Below are 16,489 nucleotides of genomic sequence, written 5' to 3'. Positions count from 1 at the left end.
GGCTACGCGGGAGATTTTTCATGCATAACCAGGCTCCGATTCAACGTAGAAAATCAAAACGGATTTACGTTGGGAATGTGCCAATCGGCGATGGGGCGCCTATCGCCGTCCAGTCGATGACCAATACGCGCACCACGGATGTGGAAGCGACGGTCAACCAAATCAAAGCCTTAGAACGCGTAGGCGCGGACATTGTTCGCGTCTCCGTGCCGACCATGGACGCCGCAGAGGCGTTCAAACTGATCAAACAGCAGGTCAGTGTGCCGCTGGTTGCAGACATCCACTTCGACTACCGCATTGCGCTTAAAGTTGCCGAATACGGCGTCGACTGCCTGCGTATTAACCCAGGCAACATCGGTAACGAAGAGCGTATCCGTATGGTGGTGGACTGCGCACGCGATAAGAACATCCCCATCCGTATCGGCGTGAACGCCGGTTCTCTGGAAAAACATCTGCAGGAAAAGTACGGCGAACCCACGCCGCAGGCGCTGCTTGAATCCGCGATGCGCCACGTTGATCATCTGGATCGTCTTAACTTCGATCAGTTCAAGGTCAGCGTAAAAGCCTCCGATGTCTTCCTGGCGGTAGAGTCCTATCGTCTGCTGGCAAAGGAGATCGATCAGCCCCTGCACCTTGGCATCACCGAAGCGGGTGGCCTGCGCAGTGGCTCTGTCAAATCAGCCATCGGCCTGGGTCTGCTGCTCTCGGAAGGGATCGGCGACACCCTGCGCGTTTCGCTGGCGGCCGATCCGGTCGAAGAGATCAAAGTTGGCTTCGACATTCTGAAATCACTGCGTATCCGCGCCCGTGGGATCAACTTCATTGCCTGTCCAACCTGTTCACGTCAGGAGTTTGACGTCATCGGAACCGTGAATGCCCTGGAGCAGCGTCTTGAAGACATCATCACCCCAATGGACGTCTCCATCATCGGTTGTGTGGTGAATGGCCCGGGTGAAGCGCTGGTGTCAACGCTGGGCGTCACCGGCGGTAACAAGAAAAGTGGTCTCTATGAAGATGGCGTTCGTAAAGATCGTCTGGATAATAGTGATATGATCGATCAGCTTGAAGCGCGCATTCGTGCCAAAGCGTCGATGATGGACGAAGCGCAGCGCATCAGCGTTCAGCAGGTTGAAAAATAACGTGATGGGAAGCGAAGTGCTTCCCATGTATGATTGAACCCATTCTTTGGGTTCTTTTTTGTATATAGAAAGAGAATAAACGTGGCAAAAAACATTCAAGCCATCCGCGGCATGAACGATTATCTGCCTGGCGAAACCGCCATCTGGCAGCGCATTGAAGGCACACTGAAACAGGTGCTCGGCAGCTACGGTTACAGCGAAATCCGTTTGCCGATTGTAGAGCAGACCCCGTTATTCAAACGCGCGATCGGCGAAGTGACCGACGTGGTTGAAAAAGAGATGTACACCTTTGAGGACCGCAACGGCGACAGCCTGACGCTGCGTCCTGAAGGTACGGCGGGCTGCGTACGCGCCGGCATCGAACATGGTCTCCTGTACAATCAGGAGCAGCGCCTGTGGTATATCGGCCCGATGTTCCGCCACGAACGTCCGCAGAAAGGTCGTTATCGCCAGTTCAACCAGCTGGGTGTGGAAGTGTTTGGCCTGCAAGGACCCGACATTGACGCTGAGCTGATCATGCTGACCGCCCGCTGGTGGCGCGCGCTGGGCATCTCTGAGCATGTCTCTCTGGAGCTGAACTCTATCGGCTCTCTGGAAGCGCGTGCCAACTACCGCGATGCGCTGGTGGCGTTCCTTGAAGAGCACAAAGAGAAGCTGGACGAAGACTGCAAACGTCGCATGTACAGCAACCCGCTGCGCGTGCTTGATTCCAAAAATCCGGACGTGCAGGCGCTGCTGAACGATGCGCCTGCATTAGGCGATTACCTGGACGACGAGTCTCGCGAACACTTTGCTGGTCTTTGCAAACTGCTCGAAGCAGCAGGCATTGCCTATACCGTTAATCAGCGCCTGGTGCGCGGTCTGGACTACTATAACCGTACCGTGTTTGAGTGGGTTACCACCAGCCTCGGTTCGCAGGGCACCGTGTGTGCTGGCGGCCGTTATGACGGTCTGGTTGAGCAGCTTGGCGGCCGTGCCGCGCCTGCGGTTGGCTTCGCGATGGGCCTTGAGCGACTTGTTTTGCTGGTTCAGGCAGTTAATCCGGAATTTAAAGCAGATTCCGTTGTCGATATATACCTGGTGGCCTCAGGCGCGGAAACGCAGTCTGCGGCGATGCAGCTTGCTGAACGCGTGCGCGATGCACTGCCTGAGGTTAAGCTGATGACCAACCATGGCGGCGGCAACTTCAAAAAACAGTTTGCTCGTGCCGATAAGTGGGGCGCAAGTATTGCACTGGTGCTGGGTGAGTCCGAAGTGGCCAACGGCGAAGTGGTAGTGAAAGACCTGCGCTCTGGTGAGCAGACAACGGTAACGCAGGACGGCGTTGCGGCGCACTTGCGCACTCTATTGGGCTAAGGAGAAGGACTGCGTGGAAATTTACGAGAACGAACACGACCAGGTCGACGCGATCAAACGCTTCTTTGCTGAAAACGGCAAAGCGCTGGTTGTTGGGGTTATTTTAGGTGTAGGTGCATTGATTGGCTGGCGCTACTGGAACAATCATCAGGCGGATTCCGCGCGCGGCGCGTCTCTGTCCTATGAAAATACCGTGAGCGCCATTCGTGCCGATCAGCCGCAAACGCTGACGGCAGCAGAGAAATTTGCCGCTGACAACAAAAACACCTACGGTGCGCTGGCCGCGCTGGAAGTGGCTCAGCAGTACATCGACAAGAACGAACTGGATAAAGCGGCTGCCCAGCTGTCGCAGGGGCTTGCAGCCGCCAGCGATGACAACCTGAAAGCGGTTATCAATCTGCGCCTGGCCCGTATCCAGGTTCAGCAGAAAAAAGCTGATGAAGCGCTGAAAACGCTCGATACCATCAAAGGCGAAGGTTTTGCTGCCATCGTTGCCGATCTGCGCGGTGAAGCACTGCTGAGCAAAGGTGATAAAGCGGGCGCGCGTAAAGCGTGGCAAGCTGGTGTAGATAGCAATGCATCCCCTGCGCTGAGCGAAATGATGCAGATGAAAATAAATAATTTGTCCGTCTGAGAGGGACCCGATGCAATTGCGTAAATTACTTCTGCCAGGACTGCTTTCTGTTACGTTATTGAGTGGCTGTTCACTGTTCAGTGGCGAAGAAGACGTTGTGAAAATGTCCCCGCTGCCGACGGTTGAAAACCAGTTTACCCCGTCAACCGCGTGGAGTACTTCCGTGGGCGATGGAATTGGTGATTTCTATTCCAACCTGCACCCGGCTTTTGCTGACAGCGTTATCTATGCGGCTGACCGTAAAGGTACCGTAAAAGCGCTTAACGCCGATGACGGAAAAGAAGTGTGGTCCGTTAACCTGGCAGAAAAAGACGGCTGGTTCTCCCGTAAACCTGCACTGCTGTCTGGCGGCCTGACCGTTGCCGGCGGTCACGTATACGTGGGAAGCGAAAAAGCACAGGTCTATGCCCTGAACACCAGCGACGGTTCTGTTGCCTGGCAAACCACGGTTGCCGGTGAGTCTCTGTCTCGTCCGGTGGTGAGCGACGGCCTGGTGCTGATCCACACCAGCAACGGCCAGCTGCAGGCGCTGAACGAAGCCGATGGTCTGGTGAAGTGGACCGTCAACCTGGATATGCCATCACTCTCCCTGCGCGGCGAATCTGCCCCGGCGACAGCCTTTGGTGCTGCCATTGTGGGTGGTGATAACGGTCGCGTGAGCGCGGTGCTGATGCAGCAAGGTCAGATGATCTGGCAGCAGCGTATCTCTCAGGCGACGGGGTCAACTGAAATCGACCGTCTGAACGACGTCGACACGACGCCTGTTATCGTCAACGGTGTGGTTTATGCGCTGGCGTACAACGGAAACCTGACCGCGCTCGATCTGCGCAGTGGCCAGATCATGTGGAAACGTGAACTGGGCTCAGTGAATGATTTCATTGTTGATGGTAACCGTATCTATATGGTTGACCAGAACGACCGTCTGCTGGCGCTGAGCACCGATGGCGGCGTGACGCTGTGGACGCAAAGCGATCTGCTGCACCGTCTGCTGACCGCACCGGCGCTGTACAACGGTAGCCTGGTGGTGGGTGATAGCGAAGGCTACATGCACTGGATCGATCCGGAGACGGGCCGCTTTACTGCGCAGCAAAAAGTCGACAGCTCTGGCTTCCTCACCGACCCGGTTGTGGCTGACGGCAAACTGCTGATTCAGGCAAAAGACGGCACGCTGTACGCGATCACGCGTTAATTACCCGGCGGTTGTAGTATACTAAACGGCTCCTGTTCACTCAGGAGCCGTTTTGACATTTTTAAAAACGCTGCGAAAGCGACGTTATTTTGAATTTTATGAGGCTTCAAACATGGTACCTGTGGTCGCGCTTGTCGGGCGCCCTAACGTTGGAAAATCCACTCTTTTTAACCGTTTAACACGCACCCGTGATGCGCTGGTTGCGGATTTCCCGGGGCTGACGCGTGACCGTAAGTACGGTCGTGCAGAGGTGGAAGGACGCGAGTTCATCTGTATCGATACCGGTGGTATCGACGGGACAGAAGACGGCGTTGAAACCCGCATGGCGGAGCAGTCTCTGCTGGCCATCGAAGAGGCAGACGTCGTGCTGTTTATGGTGGATGCTCGTGCTGGCCTGATGCCTGCGGATTCCGCCATTGCTAAACATCTGCGTTCGCGTGAAAAACCGACCTTCCTGGTGGCGAACAAAACTGACGGTATCGATGCCGATCAGGCGATCGCCGATTTCTGGTCTTTAGGTCTGGGTGATATCTACCCGATCGCCGCATCGCATGGCCGCGGCGTGACCAGCCTGCTGGAAACCGTTCTGCTGCCGTGGGTTGACGAAGTGAACCCGCCGGAAGAGGTGGACGAAGACGCGGCATACTGGGCGCAGTTCGAAGAAGGTGAAGAAGGCGAAGAAGAAGAGCCTGAAGAGACATTCAACCCGCAGGATCTGCCGATTAAACTGGCCATTGTGGGGCGTCCAAACGTAGGTAAGTCTACGCTCACTAACCGTATTCTGGGCGAAGAGCGTGTGGTGGTATACGACATGCCGGGCACCACCCGCGACAGCATCTACATCCCGATGGAGCGTGATGAGCGTGAGTATGTGCTCATCGACACCGCGGGCGTGCGTAAGCGCGGAAAAATCACCGATGTGGTGGAGAAATTCTCCGTCATTAAAACCCTGCAGGCGATTGAAGATGCCAACGTTGTGCTGCTGGTTATCGACGCGCGTGAAGGTATCTCCGATCAGGACTTGTCGCTGCTCGGCTTTATCCTCAATAGTGGGCGCTCACTGGTTATCGTGGTGAACAAATGGGATGGCCTGAGCAATGAAGTTCGTGAGCAGGTGAAAGAGACGCTGGACTTCCGTCTGGGCTTCATCGACTTTGCTCGCGTGCACTTTATCTCTGCGCTGCACGGCAGCGGTGTGGGTAACCTGTTCGACTCCGTGCGTGAAGCGTATGACAGCTCCACCCGTCGTCAGAGCACCGCTATGCTGACCCGCATCATGAATATGGCAGCAGAAGACCATCAGCCGCCGCTGGTACGTGGCCGTCGCGTGAAGCTGAAATACGCCCACGCCGGTGGTTATAACCCGCCAATCGTAGTGATTCATGGCAACCAGGTGAAAGACCTGCCGGATTCCTACAAGCGTTATCTGATGAACTACTTCCGTAAATCGCTGGACGTGATGGGCACCCCTATCCGTATCCAGTTCAAGGAAGGGGATAACCCGTTTGCCAACAAGCGCAACACCCTGACGCCAAACCAGATGCGTAAGCGTAAGCGTTTGATTAAGCACATTAAGAAAAGCAAATAAGCTTTGCGATCTTACAAAAACCCGCGCCTGTCGCGGGTTTTTTTCGCTCATACAAAACGCCTGCCTTCCCTGTGTGATGTCAATCACTATTCGCTTTTAACCATGTTTAAATCTAAGAAAGTAGACAATCGTCGAATTTTCATCTTAAAGTCCAGGGTCTGGTACTAGACAAAACTAGCGCCTGGTTATCAAATGGTTAACTCATTTTTCGCCGCATGTAAAAAATCGGTCAGATACGTAACTGGCCGGCGTACGCGCGGTGCTTTCAGCACAACGACATACCTTTCGGGAGAATTATGCAATCCTCTGTTAATCAAAAAGAAAGCCGAACGTTCTTCGGTCATCCTTATCCGCTCGGTTCGCTGTTCTTTACCGAGATGTGGGAGCGTTTCTCGTTTTACGGCATTCGTCCGTTACTGATCCTCTTTATGGCCGCCACTGTCTATGACGGCGGCATGGGGCTGGCGCGTGAAAACGCCTCGGCGATTGTCGGTATCTTCGCTGGTACCATGTACCTGGCCGCGCTGCCGGGTGGCTGGCTGGCCGATAACTGGCTCGGCCAGCAGCGAGCCGTCTGGTACGGTTCGATTCTGATTGCGCTCGGCCACCTGTCGATTGCGCTCTCGGCGGTGATGGGGAACAACCTGTTCTTTATCGGCCTGATGTTTATTGTGCTGGGATCGGGCCTGTTCAAGACCTGTATCTCCGTGATGGTCGGCACCCTGTATAAAAAAGGCGATGCGCGTCGTGACGGCGGATTCTCGCTGTTCTATATGGGCATCAACATGGGCTCGTTCATTGCGCCGCTGATTTCCGGCTGGTTGATTAAAACCCACGGCTGGCACTGGGGCTTTGGTATTGGCGGCATCGGGATGCTGGTGGCGCTGATTATCTTCCGCGTGTTTGCTGTCCCGTCCATGAAGCGCTACGACAGCGAAGTGGGCCTCGATTCCACCTGGAACAGCCCGGTGGTCAAACGCAACGGCGTGGGCGCGTGGCTGCTGGCGCTGGCGGTTGGGGTGGCGGTTCTCGTCACGCTGATCGCCCAGGGGGTCATTGTGATTAACCCGGTCGCGGTGGCCAGTATGCTGGTCTATGTGATTGCGGCATCCGTTGCGCTCTACTTTATTTATCTGTTCATCTTCGCCGGCCTGACCCGTAAAGAGCGCGCCAGACTGCTGGTCTGCTTTATCCTGCTGGTTTCCGCTGCGTTCTTCTGGTCCGCGTTTGAACAGAAACCGACTTCCTTTAACCTGTTTGCCAACGACTACACCAATCGCATGATCGGTGATTTCGAAATTCCGGCCGTATGGTTCCAGTCGATCAACGCCCTGTTCATCATTCTGCTGGCACCGGTATTCAGCTGGGCGTGGCCGAAGCTTGCCACCATGAACATTCGCCCGAGCAGTATCACCAAGTTTGTTATCGGTATTCTCTGTGCGGCGGCGGGCTTTGGCCTGATGATGCTGGCGGCGCAGAATGTGCTGAGCAACGGCGGGGCAGGCGTTTCGCCGTTCTGGTTGGTAGGCAGTATTTTGATGCTGACGCTGGGTGAGTTATGTCTGAGCCCGATTGGTCTGGCTACCATGACCCTGCTGGCACCAGAAAGAATGCGCGGTCAGATGATGGGGCTGTGGTTCTGCGCAAGTGCGTTGGGTAACCTGGCTGCCGGTCTGATTGGCGGCCACGTGAAGGCCGACCAGCTGGATATGCTGCCAGATCTCTTCGCGCGTTGCTCCATCGCGCTGCTGATTTGTGCTGCGGTACTGATCGTTCTCATTGTGCCGGTTCGTCGCATGCTGGAAAATGCCCGGACGAAACCTGCCACTGAGGCGGTATAATCGATCTGCCGGGGCGACCGCTTCGCCCCGGCAACCTGCTTAAGGAGTTACTATGTCGATCGCCTGTCCAACCTGCCATGCCGAGCTGGAGCCGCAAAACGGCGTGGCTTACTGCGAACACTGTCATAAAGATATTGCGCTCGAAGCCCGTTGCCCGGAGTGCCATCAGCCACTCCAGGTATTAAAGGCCTGTGGTGCGGTGGACTATTTCTGCCAGAACGGCCACGGCCTGATCTCTAAAAAACGCGTGGAGTTCGTCCCTGCCGGGGCTTAATCACACACGCAGCCTTCGCCTTTCTGCCAGAGTTCAACCAGCGATTCGGGCGCTTCCTGCTCCGGTACCAGCACAATAATATCGGTATACTGCGCTTCATTGTGCCGGGTCCAGAAGATCTGGATACGAAAATAACGCTGGTCACCGCTGCCTGGTGACGACGTCTGACCAGGCGGTTGCCCACGCGGAATGGCCTGCTCCAGAATACTCACCACGCGCTGACGCTGCGCCTCATTGAGAGATGAGAGCGTGATGGTGCGCTGGCCGCTCAGCCTGGGAATAAAAGCGACGCCGCCTTCCCGGGCCAGCTCAACCACGGCGTCATCCGTCAGTTCCGGAACCTGCATTTACAGCACTCCCACCTGTTCCCAGGCTTGTCTTATCGCCGCCCCAACGTCGCTGCCCGAGCGCTTTTCGCCGTGGGCTATCGTCAGTTTTGCGAAGGCATCAAAATCCGCATCTTGTGGCAGATTGCGATCGCAAACTGTGTCGTACCAGGCATAACCCGCTTTTTCCCAGGCATAGCCGCCGATTGCCGTTGCGGCCAGATAAAACGCCCGGTTGGGAATGCCGGAGTTCAGGTGGACGCCGCCGTTATCTTCACGCGTTTTGATGAAATCCTTCATGTGCGCCGGTTGCGGATCTTTACCGAGCAGAGGATCGTCATAGGCGGTGCCCGGCTCCGACATGGAGCGCAACCCTTTGCCGTTAATCCCTTTCGCCAGCAGACCTTCGCCAATCAGCCAGTCGGCCTGGTCGGCGGTTTGCTTCAGGTGATACTGTTTAACCAGCGAGCCAAACACGTCCGACAGGGACTCATTCAGCGCACCCGATTGTTCAAAATAGATCAGCCCGGCTTCGGTCTCGGTAACGCCATGGCTGAGTTCGTGCGCCACAACGTCGATGGCAATGGTAAAACGGTTAAATATTTCCCCGTCGCCATCGCCAAAGACCATCTGCTGACCGTTCCAGAAGGCGTTCTGGTATTCCCGGCCATAATGCACGGTGCCGGTGAGGATCAGCCCTTTATTATCGAGCGAGTCACGCTGGTATTCTTTCCAGAAGAAATCGTGGGTGATGCCTAAATAGTCATAGGCTTCATCGACCGCCACATCCCCATTGGACGGCTGGCCTTCATAGCGCACCTGCGTGCCCGGCAGCTCCTGGGTCTGTTTCGCATCGTAGATATCACGCTCCAGCTGTCCGGCTTTGCTCACGTGCGGCGCGGCTGGTTTACCGGGCATGTGGGCCATCAGCGTCTGAACATGGGTTAAAGTCTGGCGGGCGCAGCGCTGCTGCGGCTCTGAACCGCTTTCGATAATACGACGAAGAATATAGGGGGGGATCACGCTGTGAATTCGGGTCATGCAACTCTCCTGTTTTCTGGCAATGCCGAAAAAAGAATCTTCTTAAGTGTAAAACATTAAACCGGTGCTGGTTGTAAGTCGGACAATTCGTCTCCTTAAAAACTGGCGCAACGCTTCACCACCGTTTAGGTTTTTTAAACGGCATTAACTAAGAGGAGCGTAATGAACAGGCAGACTTCGCTGAGCATAACCGGGTTTTCAATCATCGCGGTGACCTATGGTATGGCAAGGTTTTCGTGGGGCCTGATGCTGCCTGATATCCGCCAGGCTATCCCTTTCACCCCGCAGGTGGCGGGGTTTATAGCCTCCTGTAGTTATGCGGCGTATTGCATGTCGATATTTATGGCCTCATACCTTATTGCGCGCGTAGGGCCTCGTTTGCCCGCCTTGCTGGCGGCCATCGCCGCCGCCGCGGGGTTGTTCATTCTCGCGACTTCGGCACATTCAACGATGCTGGCGATAGGTTTATTTATTGCCGGGCTGAGCTCCGGCCTGGCCTCACCGGCCCTTGCCGGGGCGGTTAATGACAGGATCGCCTCCGACCGTCAGCTTCATGTGAATACCACCATCAATGCCGGAACGAGCGGTGGGATCATTCTCTCGGTGCCCGTTCTGTTTTTCATGCCCGGGGGCTGGCGGGCAGCCTGCATTGTGTTCGCCATTATGGCACTGCTGTGCCTGCCGGCTTTGTGGCGGTATCTGCCGTCATCTGCGGCGAAATCCCGTGAGTCAACGCCAAAGGTGCTATCTATCGTACGCAAACCCGGCATGTTTCGGCTGCTGGGGATTGCCTTTATCAGCGGTATGGCCAGCGCCGCATGGTGGAGCTTTGGCCCGGAAATACTTATGCGTCACACGGAGCTGGATAGCGCAGCGACCAATGTTCTCTGGCTGATAAGCGGCGGGGCGGGGATTGTTGCCATATTTACCGGAAGTATGGCAAGGCGTATCGGCATGCGGGGGGTCTATCGTTTATCCCAGATCTTCATGGCCATTTCTCTGGCGGTTCTGACAGTAAGCCACGGTTTCTCCTGGTGGCTTATTCCGGCAGTGGCCATGAGCGGCGCGGGGTATGTGATTTTGTCCGGGGTATTGCTGGTGAAGGGGGCAGAGATCGCACATCCTTCACCTGCGGCTGGAGTCAGCCTGGCCTTTCTTATGCTGGCAGGTGGGCAGGTTGTGGGGGCTATCCTTTTTGGCCTGCTTCTGGGGTTAACGAGCGCAGTGGCTGCGCTGGCGATTTTTTCAGGCATGTCCTGGCTGATGCTAGCCGTCACGCCAGAGAGCCATCGCTGATTACGCCTTTTTACGGGCGCGAGGTTTTTTTACCGGCATCACGCCTTTCACTTCGCTTTCCACCCAGCCGTCCGACAGACGGGTGGTCAGCACGTCTCCGGCTTTCACCTGTTTGGTTTGCTTCAGCACTTTGCCGTCAGTGGCGGTGGTAACGCTATAGCCGCGTGCCAGGGTAGAAAGTGGGCTAACCGCTTCAAGATGGGTCACCGCATTGCCAAAGCGTTCGCGGGTGGTGCTAAGTCGTGCCCGGACAGTTTCTGCCAGACGATACTCCAGCTGCTGAATGCGCGTTTGTGCGCGGTAAATTTTCGGCTGCGGGTTTTGCTGGTTCAGGCGCTGCGTCACGCGCTGCTGACGCGACATCGCGCGCTTGAGCTGATTATCCAGCGCGAAGTTCATCCGCTGGCGCAGACGCTCCAGCACGGTTTGCTGACGCGCAAGGCGAAGCTGTGGATGCTGCTGCTGCAGGCGGTGATGAAGCTGGGTAAAGCGGCGGGTACGGTTAGCGAGGAAGTAGTCCATCGCCATCTCCAGGCGCTGCTGGCCGTTCTGGATCTGACGCAGCAGCTCCAGCTGATTGCGGCTCACCACTTCCGCCGCAGCAGACGGCGTAGGCGCGCGTAAATCCGCAACGAAATCGGCTATCGTCACATCCGTTTCATGCCCGACCGCGCTCACGATGGGAATAGCACTCGCAAAAATCGCCCGCGCCACGCGCTCGTCGTTGAAGCTCCACAAATCTTCCAGCGAGCCGCCGCCACGCCCAACGATTAATACGTCGCACTCATGACGCGCGTTCGCCAGCTCGATGGCACGCACAATCTGGCCTGGCGCATCGTCACCCTGAACAGCGGTCGGGTAGATGATGACGGGCAGGGAAGGATCGCGACGCTTGAGGACGTGCAAAATATCGTGCAGCGCGGCACCGGTTTTCGAAGTGATTACCCCAACGCAGTGGGCTGGTGAGGGCAGGGGCTTTTTATACTGCTGGTCGAACAACCCCTCTTGCGAAAGCGCAGCCTTAAGCTGTTCATACTTCTGCTGGAGTAAGCCTTCGCCCGCAGGTTGCATGCTCTCGACGATAATCTGGTAGTCGCCGCGCGGTTCATACAATGTGATATTGGCGCGCACCAGCACCTGCTGGCCATGCTGAGGACGAAACGTCACTCGGCGGTTGCTGTTGCGGAACATGGCGCAGCGCACCTGGGCGGTGTCGTCTTTTAATGTAAAGTACCAGTGGCCGGAAGCGGGCTGCGTGAAGTTAGAGATCTCGCCGCTGATCCAGACCTGCCCCATCTCCTGCTCAAGCAGCAAACGCACCGTCTGATTCAGGCGGCTGACAGTATAAATTGAGGGGGATTGAGAGGATAACATGTGAGCGGGATCAAATTCTAAATCAGCAAGTTATTCAGTCGATAGTAACCTGCTGAGAGGGGAGTGCAAGGTTTTTTTATAAAAAAGTGTGGATGCAATCGGTTACGCTCTGTATAATGCCACGGCAATATTTAACCACCCAGGTCAGAGATATTGCCCATGCTACGTATCGCTAAAGAAGCACTGACGTTTGACGACGTCCTCCTCGTTCCCGCTCACTCCACCGTTCTGCCGAATACTGCCGATCTCAGCACGCAGTTGACGAAAACCATTCGCCTGAACATTCCTATGCTCTCTGCGGCAATGGACACCGTGACTGAAGCGCGCCTGGCTATTGCCCTGGCACAGGAAGGTGGCATTGGCTTTATTCACAAAAACATGTCTATCGAGCGTCAGGCGGAAGAAGTTCGCCGCGTGAAGAAGCATGAATCCGGCATCGTATCCGATCCACAGACCGTTCTGCCAACCACCACCCTGCACGAAGTGAAAGCCCTGACCGAACGTAACGGCTTTGCCGGTTACCCGGTGGTGACCGAAGAGAACGAGTTGGTGGGTATCATCACCGGCCGTGACGTGCGTTTCGTGACCGACCTGAACCAGCCGGTTAGCGTATATATGACACCAAAAGAGCGTCTGGTGACCGTGCGTGAAGGTGAAGCGCGTGATGTCGTCTTCGCAAAAATGCACGAAAAACGCGTTGAGAAAGCGCTGGTTGTGGATGCGAACTTCCACCTGCGCGGTATGATCACCGTTAAAGACTTCCAGAAAGCAGAACGTAAACCTAACGCCTGTAAAGACGAGCATGGCCGTCTGCGCGTTGGCGCTGCGGTTGGCGCAGGTGCCGGTAACGAAGAGCGTGTTGATGCGCTGGTTGCCGCAGGCGTTGACGTGTTGCTGATTGACTCCTCCCACGGCCACTCCGAAGGCGTTCTGCAACGTATTCGCGACACCCGTGCGAAATATCCTGATCTGCAGATCATCGGCGGTAACGTGGCGACGGGCGCAGGTGCTCGCGCGCTGGCTGACGCAGGTTGCAGCGCGGTGAAAGTGGGTATCGGCCCTGGCTCCATCTGTACAACCCGTATCGTGACCGGTGTAGGTGTTCCACAGATCACTGCGGTTTCTGACGCGGTTGAAGCGCTGGAAGGCACCGGTATTCCGGTCATCGCAGACGGCGGCATCCGCTTCTCTGGCGACATCGCTAAAGCGATCGCCGCAGGTGCTTCCGCGGTGATGGTTGGCTCCATGCTGGCAGGGACTGAAGAATCCCCGGGTGAAATCGAACTCTACCAGGGCCGTTCTTACAAATCTTACCGTGGTATGGGCTCTCTGGGCGCGATGTCTAAAGGTTCTTCTGACCGTTACTTCCAGACCGATAACGCTGCTGACAAACTGGTGCCGGAAGGTATCGAAGGCCGCGTTGCCTACAAAGGCCGTCTGAAAGAGATCATTCACCAGCAGATGGGCGGCCTGCGCTCCTGTATGGGTCTGACCGGCTGTGGTACCATTGACCTGCTGCGTACTAAAGCGGAATTCGTACGCATCAGCGGTGCGGGTATCCAGGAGAGCCACGTTCACGACGTGACGATCACCAAAGAGTCCCCGAACTACCGTCTGGGCTCCTGATAAGTTTCCGCGCCCGGCTCATGCCGGGCGCTCTGTTTTTGTTTCACTTGCCTCGGAATTAGCGTCAATGACGGAAAACATTCATAAACATCGCATTCTCATCCTGGACTTTGGTTCTCAGTACACTCAGCTGGTGGCGCGTCGCGTGCGTGAACTGGGCGTTTACTGTGAACTGTGGGCGTGGGATGTCACGGAAGCACAGATTCGCGAATTCAATCCAAGCGGCATTATCCTGTCCGGCGGCCCGGAAAGCACCACCGAAGAGAACAGCCCGCGTGCGCCGCAGTATGTGTTCGAAGCGGGCGTGCCGGTATTCGGCGTCTGCTACGGTATGCAGACCATGGCAATGCAGCTGGGCGGCCACGTAGAAGGCTCTAACGAGCGTGAGTTTGGCTATGCACAGGTTGAAGTGGTGAACGACAGCGCGCTGGTGCGCGGTATCGAAGACTCCCTGACCGCAGACGGCAAACCGCTGCTGGACGTGTGGATGAGCCACGGCGATAAAGTGACCGCTATCCCGTCCGACTTCGTGACCGTTGCCAGCACCGAAAGCTGCCCGTTCGCGATTATGGCGAACGAAGAGAAACGCTTCTACGGCGTGCAGTTCCACCCGGAAGTGACTCACACCCGTCAGGGTATGCGCATGCTGGAGCGCTTCGTGCGCGATATCTGCCAGTGTGAAGCGCTGTGGACCCCGGCTAAAATCATCGACGACGCCGTTGAGCGCATCCGTCAGCAGGTTGGCGATGACAAAGTCATTCTCGGCCTGTCCGGTGGCGTTGACTCCTCCGTAACCGCGATGCTGCTGCACCGCGCTATCGGTAAAAACCTGACCTGCGTATTCGTGGACAACGGTCTGCTGCGTCTGAATGAAGCCCAGCAGGTCATGGACATGTTTGGTGACCACTTCGGTCTGAACATCGTTCACGTGGAAGGCGAACAGCGCTTCCTGGACGCGCTGGCCGGTGTCAACGATCCGGAAGCCAAACGTAAGATCATCGGCCGCGTCTTCGTGGAAGTGTTCGACGAAGAAGCGCTGAAGCTGGAAGACGTGAAGTGGCTGGCACAGGGCACAATCTACCCTGACGTGATCGAGTCTGCGGCATCCGCAACCGGTAAAGCACACGTCATCAAATCTCACCACAACGTGGGCGGCCTGCCGAAAGAGATGAAGATGGGTCTGGTTGAACCTCTGCGTGAGCTGTTCAAAGACGAAGTGCGTAAGATCGGTCTGGAATTGGGTCTGCCGTACGACATGCTCTACCGTCACCCGTTCCCGGGTCCGGGTCTGGGCGTGCGTGTGCTGGGCGAAGTGAAGAAAGAGTACTGCGACCTGCTGCGTCGCGCGGACGCGATCTTCATCGAAGAGCTGCACAAAGCTGACCTGTATAACAAAGTGAGCCAGGCGTTCACCGTGTTCCTGCCAGTTCGCTCCGTCGGCGTTATGGGCGATGGCCGTAAGTACGACTGGGTTGTTTCCCTGCGTGCGGTGGAAACCATCGACTTCATGACCGCGCACTGGGCGCACCTGCCGTATGACTTCTTAGGCCGTGTGTCTAACCGCATCATCAACGAAGTGAACGGTATTTCCCGCGTGGTGTATGACATCAGCGGTAAGCCACCGGCTACGATTGAGTGGGAATAATCCCCCTCTGAGTTAACACCAAAACCCTCTGCCTGCGCAGGGGGTTTTTTATTTCCTTACTTCCCTTCACCCAACCTATACGCCAGCGCCACCACCAGCGACTGCACCAGGCACAGCGTTGCCGACTGAGATCGAAACGCATCCACCTGCGCCTCTTTCACCACAAAGCAGAGATCGCTAAATGTCGCCAGCGGGCTAATCTGGCTGTCCGTAATCACAATCTGCCGCGCGCCGACGCTGGCGGCGGTTTCGCTGACCATCACCGTCTCTTCCGCGTACGGCGAGAAGCTGATCGACACCACAATGTCGCGCGCCTTAATGCGGCTGATCTGCTCACGCAGCATGCCGCCCATGCCGTCGAGCAGAATCGGGCGGCACTCCAGGTGGCTTAAAGCATAGGTGAGATAAGCAGCGACGCTAAAGGAGCGGCGCAGTCCGGCGATGTAGATGGTGTCCGCGTCGGCCAGAAGCTGTACGGCGCGCTCCAGCATCTCCGGTTCGGCGCGGGCGGCCAGCTGCTGCAGCGCCTGCGCGTTCGAGCGGGCAAACTCCTGCAGGATATCGAGCGGCGTTTCCGGCACGGCTTCGCTCTCCATTTCGCGGAACAGCCGCGCGCGATCGCTGTAGCTGGCGGTCTCCTCCACCAGGTTCATACGAAACAGCTGTTTCATCTCGTTGAAGCCGGTAAAGTCAAAGGCATTGGCAAAACGGATTAGCGTCGAGGGCGGCACATCGGCACGCTCGGCAATGACCGCAACCGTATCAAACGCCACACTGTTCGTATTATCCAGTACATAGCGGGAGACCTGCTGCAGCCTCTTGCTCAGGCTATCGTAGCGATCGCGGATTTGCTGCTGCAGTTCGTTCAGGCTGGTTGCTGTCGTCATGTTATCCCCCAAATACAGTCTTATGATTCTAAACGCAAAACCGCGTCTTTTAAATGTTGGCCATCCATCTGGCAGCAAAAATGAAACAGAAACTTCACTCATTTCATCGCCTGAAAATCCTTAATAGCGCACGCTGCGTCAGTGTTGTTGGCTGTTAACATAAAAATCCATCCTTGATCACAATAATCATCATTTATTTTATTTCAACTTAAAATGGAATATTTGTTTCATATATAGTGTTCAGTACACAGTGTTCAGGTAACAGTCACGTAT

General features: G+C 56.1%; 14 protein-coding genes. 10 read left to right on the top strand and 4 right to left on the bottom strand.

Annotated elements, in window-relative coordinates:
* Nucleotides 1-20 precede the first annotated feature (20 nt).
* From ispG to EQV24_RS07600, 7 genes are all read left to right on the top strand, one after another.
* A complete protein-coding gene (gene ispG / locus EQV24_RS07630) occupies nucleotides 21-1,139 on the top strand; it encodes a flavodoxin-dependent (E)-4-hydroxy-3-methylbut-2-enyl-diphosphate synthase (protein ID WP_130626381.1) in 1,119 nt (372 codons plus the stop codon).
* An 81-nt stretch (nucleotides 1,140-1,220) separates the two neighbouring features.
* On the top strand, nucleotides 1,221-2,495 hold the full coding sequence (hisS, locus tag EQV24_RS07625) for a histidine--tRNA ligase (RefSeq protein WP_013098276.1): 1,275 nt from the start codon (nucleotides 1,221-1,223) through the stop codon (nucleotides 2,493-2,495).
* Between the two features lie 13 nt (nucleotides 2,496-2,508).
* On the top strand, nucleotides 2,509-3,129 hold the full coding sequence (locus tag EQV24_RS07620) for a YfgM family protein (protein WP_013098275.1): 621 nt from the start codon (nucleotides 2,509-2,511) through the stop codon (nucleotides 3,127-3,129).
* A gap of 10 nt (nucleotides 3,130-3,139) precedes the next feature.
* On the top strand, nucleotides 3,140-4,318 hold the full coding sequence (bamB, locus tag EQV24_RS07615) for an outer membrane protein assembly factor BamB (RefSeq protein ID WP_029882244.1): 1,179 nt from the start codon (nucleotides 3,140-3,142) through the stop codon (nucleotides 4,316-4,318).
* Nucleotides 4,319-4,430: 112 nt separating this feature from the next.
* The gene (der, locus tag EQV24_RS07610; protein WP_023620376.1) at nucleotides 4,431-5,906 is read left to right on the top strand and encodes a ribosome biogenesis GTPase Der; all 1,476 of its coding nucleotides are present in this window, start codon (nucleotides 4,431-4,433) and stop codon (nucleotides 5,904-5,906) included.
* Between the two features lie 296 nt (nucleotides 5,907-6,202).
* Nucleotides 6,203-7,747, top strand: coding sequence for a peptide MFS transporter (locus tag EQV24_RS07605; RefSeq protein ID WP_013098271.1), 1,545 nt, complete (start codon nucleotides 6,203-6,205; stop codon nucleotides 7,745-7,747).
* Between the two features lie 52 nt (nucleotides 7,748-7,799).
* Nucleotides 7,800-8,021: a zinc ribbon domain-containing protein gene (locus tag EQV24_RS07600; RefSeq protein WP_013098270.1), complete on the top strand. Its 222-nt coding sequence runs from the start codon at nucleotides 7,800-7,802 to the stop codon at nucleotides 8,019-8,021.
* Here the strand turns inward: EQV24_RS07600 and EQV24_RS07595 are convergent.
* The gene (locus EQV24_RS07595) at nucleotides 8,018-8,368 is read right to left on the bottom strand and encodes a protealysin inhibitor emfourin (protein WP_013098269.1); all 351 of its coding nucleotides are present in this window, start codon (nucleotides 8,366-8,368) and stop codon (nucleotides 8,018-8,020) included. The genes EQV24_RS07600 and EQV24_RS07595 overlap by 4 nt on opposite strands.
* The gene (locus EQV24_RS07590) at nucleotides 8,369-9,388 is read right to left on the bottom strand and encodes a M4 family metallopeptidase (RefSeq protein ID WP_023620379.1); all 1,020 of its coding nucleotides are present in this window, start codon (nucleotides 9,386-9,388) and stop codon (nucleotides 8,369-8,371) included.
* A 162-nt stretch (nucleotides 9,389-9,550) separates the two neighbouring features.
* On the opposite strand from EQV24_RS07590, the gene EQV24_RS07585 reads away from it, so the two are divergent.
* Nucleotides 9,551-10,684 (top strand): MFS transporter, encoded by a 1,134-nt coding sequence (locus tag EQV24_RS07585; RefSeq protein WP_130626380.1) that lies wholly within the window; start codon nucleotides 9,551-9,553, stop codon nucleotides 10,682-10,684.
* On the opposite strand, the gene xseA is transcribed toward EQV24_RS07585, so the two are convergent.
* Nucleotides 10,685-12,058 carry an exodeoxyribonuclease VII large subunit gene (xseA, locus tag EQV24_RS07580; RefSeq protein WP_038985667.1) on the bottom strand — a complete coding sequence of 458 codons (1,374 nt, stop codon included), beginning with the start codon at nucleotides 12,056-12,058 and terminating at the stop codon, nucleotides 10,685-10,687. It abuts the gene before it with no gap.
* Nucleotides 12,059-12,217: 159 nt separating this feature from the next.
* On the opposite strand from xseA, the gene guaB reads away from it, so the two are divergent.
* Entirely contained in the window at nucleotides 12,218-13,684 is a 1,467-nt protein-coding gene (gene guaB / locus EQV24_RS07575; protein ID WP_013098265.1) for an IMP dehydrogenase, read from the top strand.
* Nucleotides 13,685-13,751: 67 nt separating this feature from the next.
* Nucleotides 13,752-15,329, top strand: a complete 1,578-nt coding sequence (gene guaA / locus EQV24_RS07570) for a glutamine-hydrolyzing GMP synthase (RefSeq protein ID WP_013098264.1) — start codon at nucleotides 13,752-13,754, stop codon at nucleotides 15,327-15,329.
* Between the two features lie 56 nt (nucleotides 15,330-15,385).
* On the opposite strand, the gene EQV24_RS07565 is transcribed toward guaA, so the two are convergent.
* Nucleotides 15,386-16,216 (bottom strand): MurR/RpiR family transcriptional regulator, encoded by an 831-nt coding sequence (locus tag EQV24_RS07565; protein ID WP_008502123.1) that lies wholly within the window; start codon nucleotides 16,214-16,216, stop codon nucleotides 15,386-15,388.
* Nucleotides 16,217-16,489: the final 273 nt, after the last annotated feature.

It is taken from the genome of Enterobacter sp. A8 (genome assembly GCF_004296595.1).
In the GTDB taxonomy this organism is placed as follows: Bacteria; Pseudomonadota; Gammaproteobacteria; order Enterobacterales; family Enterobacteriaceae; genus Enterobacter; species Enterobacter cloacae.
Note: the sequence above shows the minus strand (reverse complement) of the source record. Positions and strands in the feature narration are given on the sequence as shown.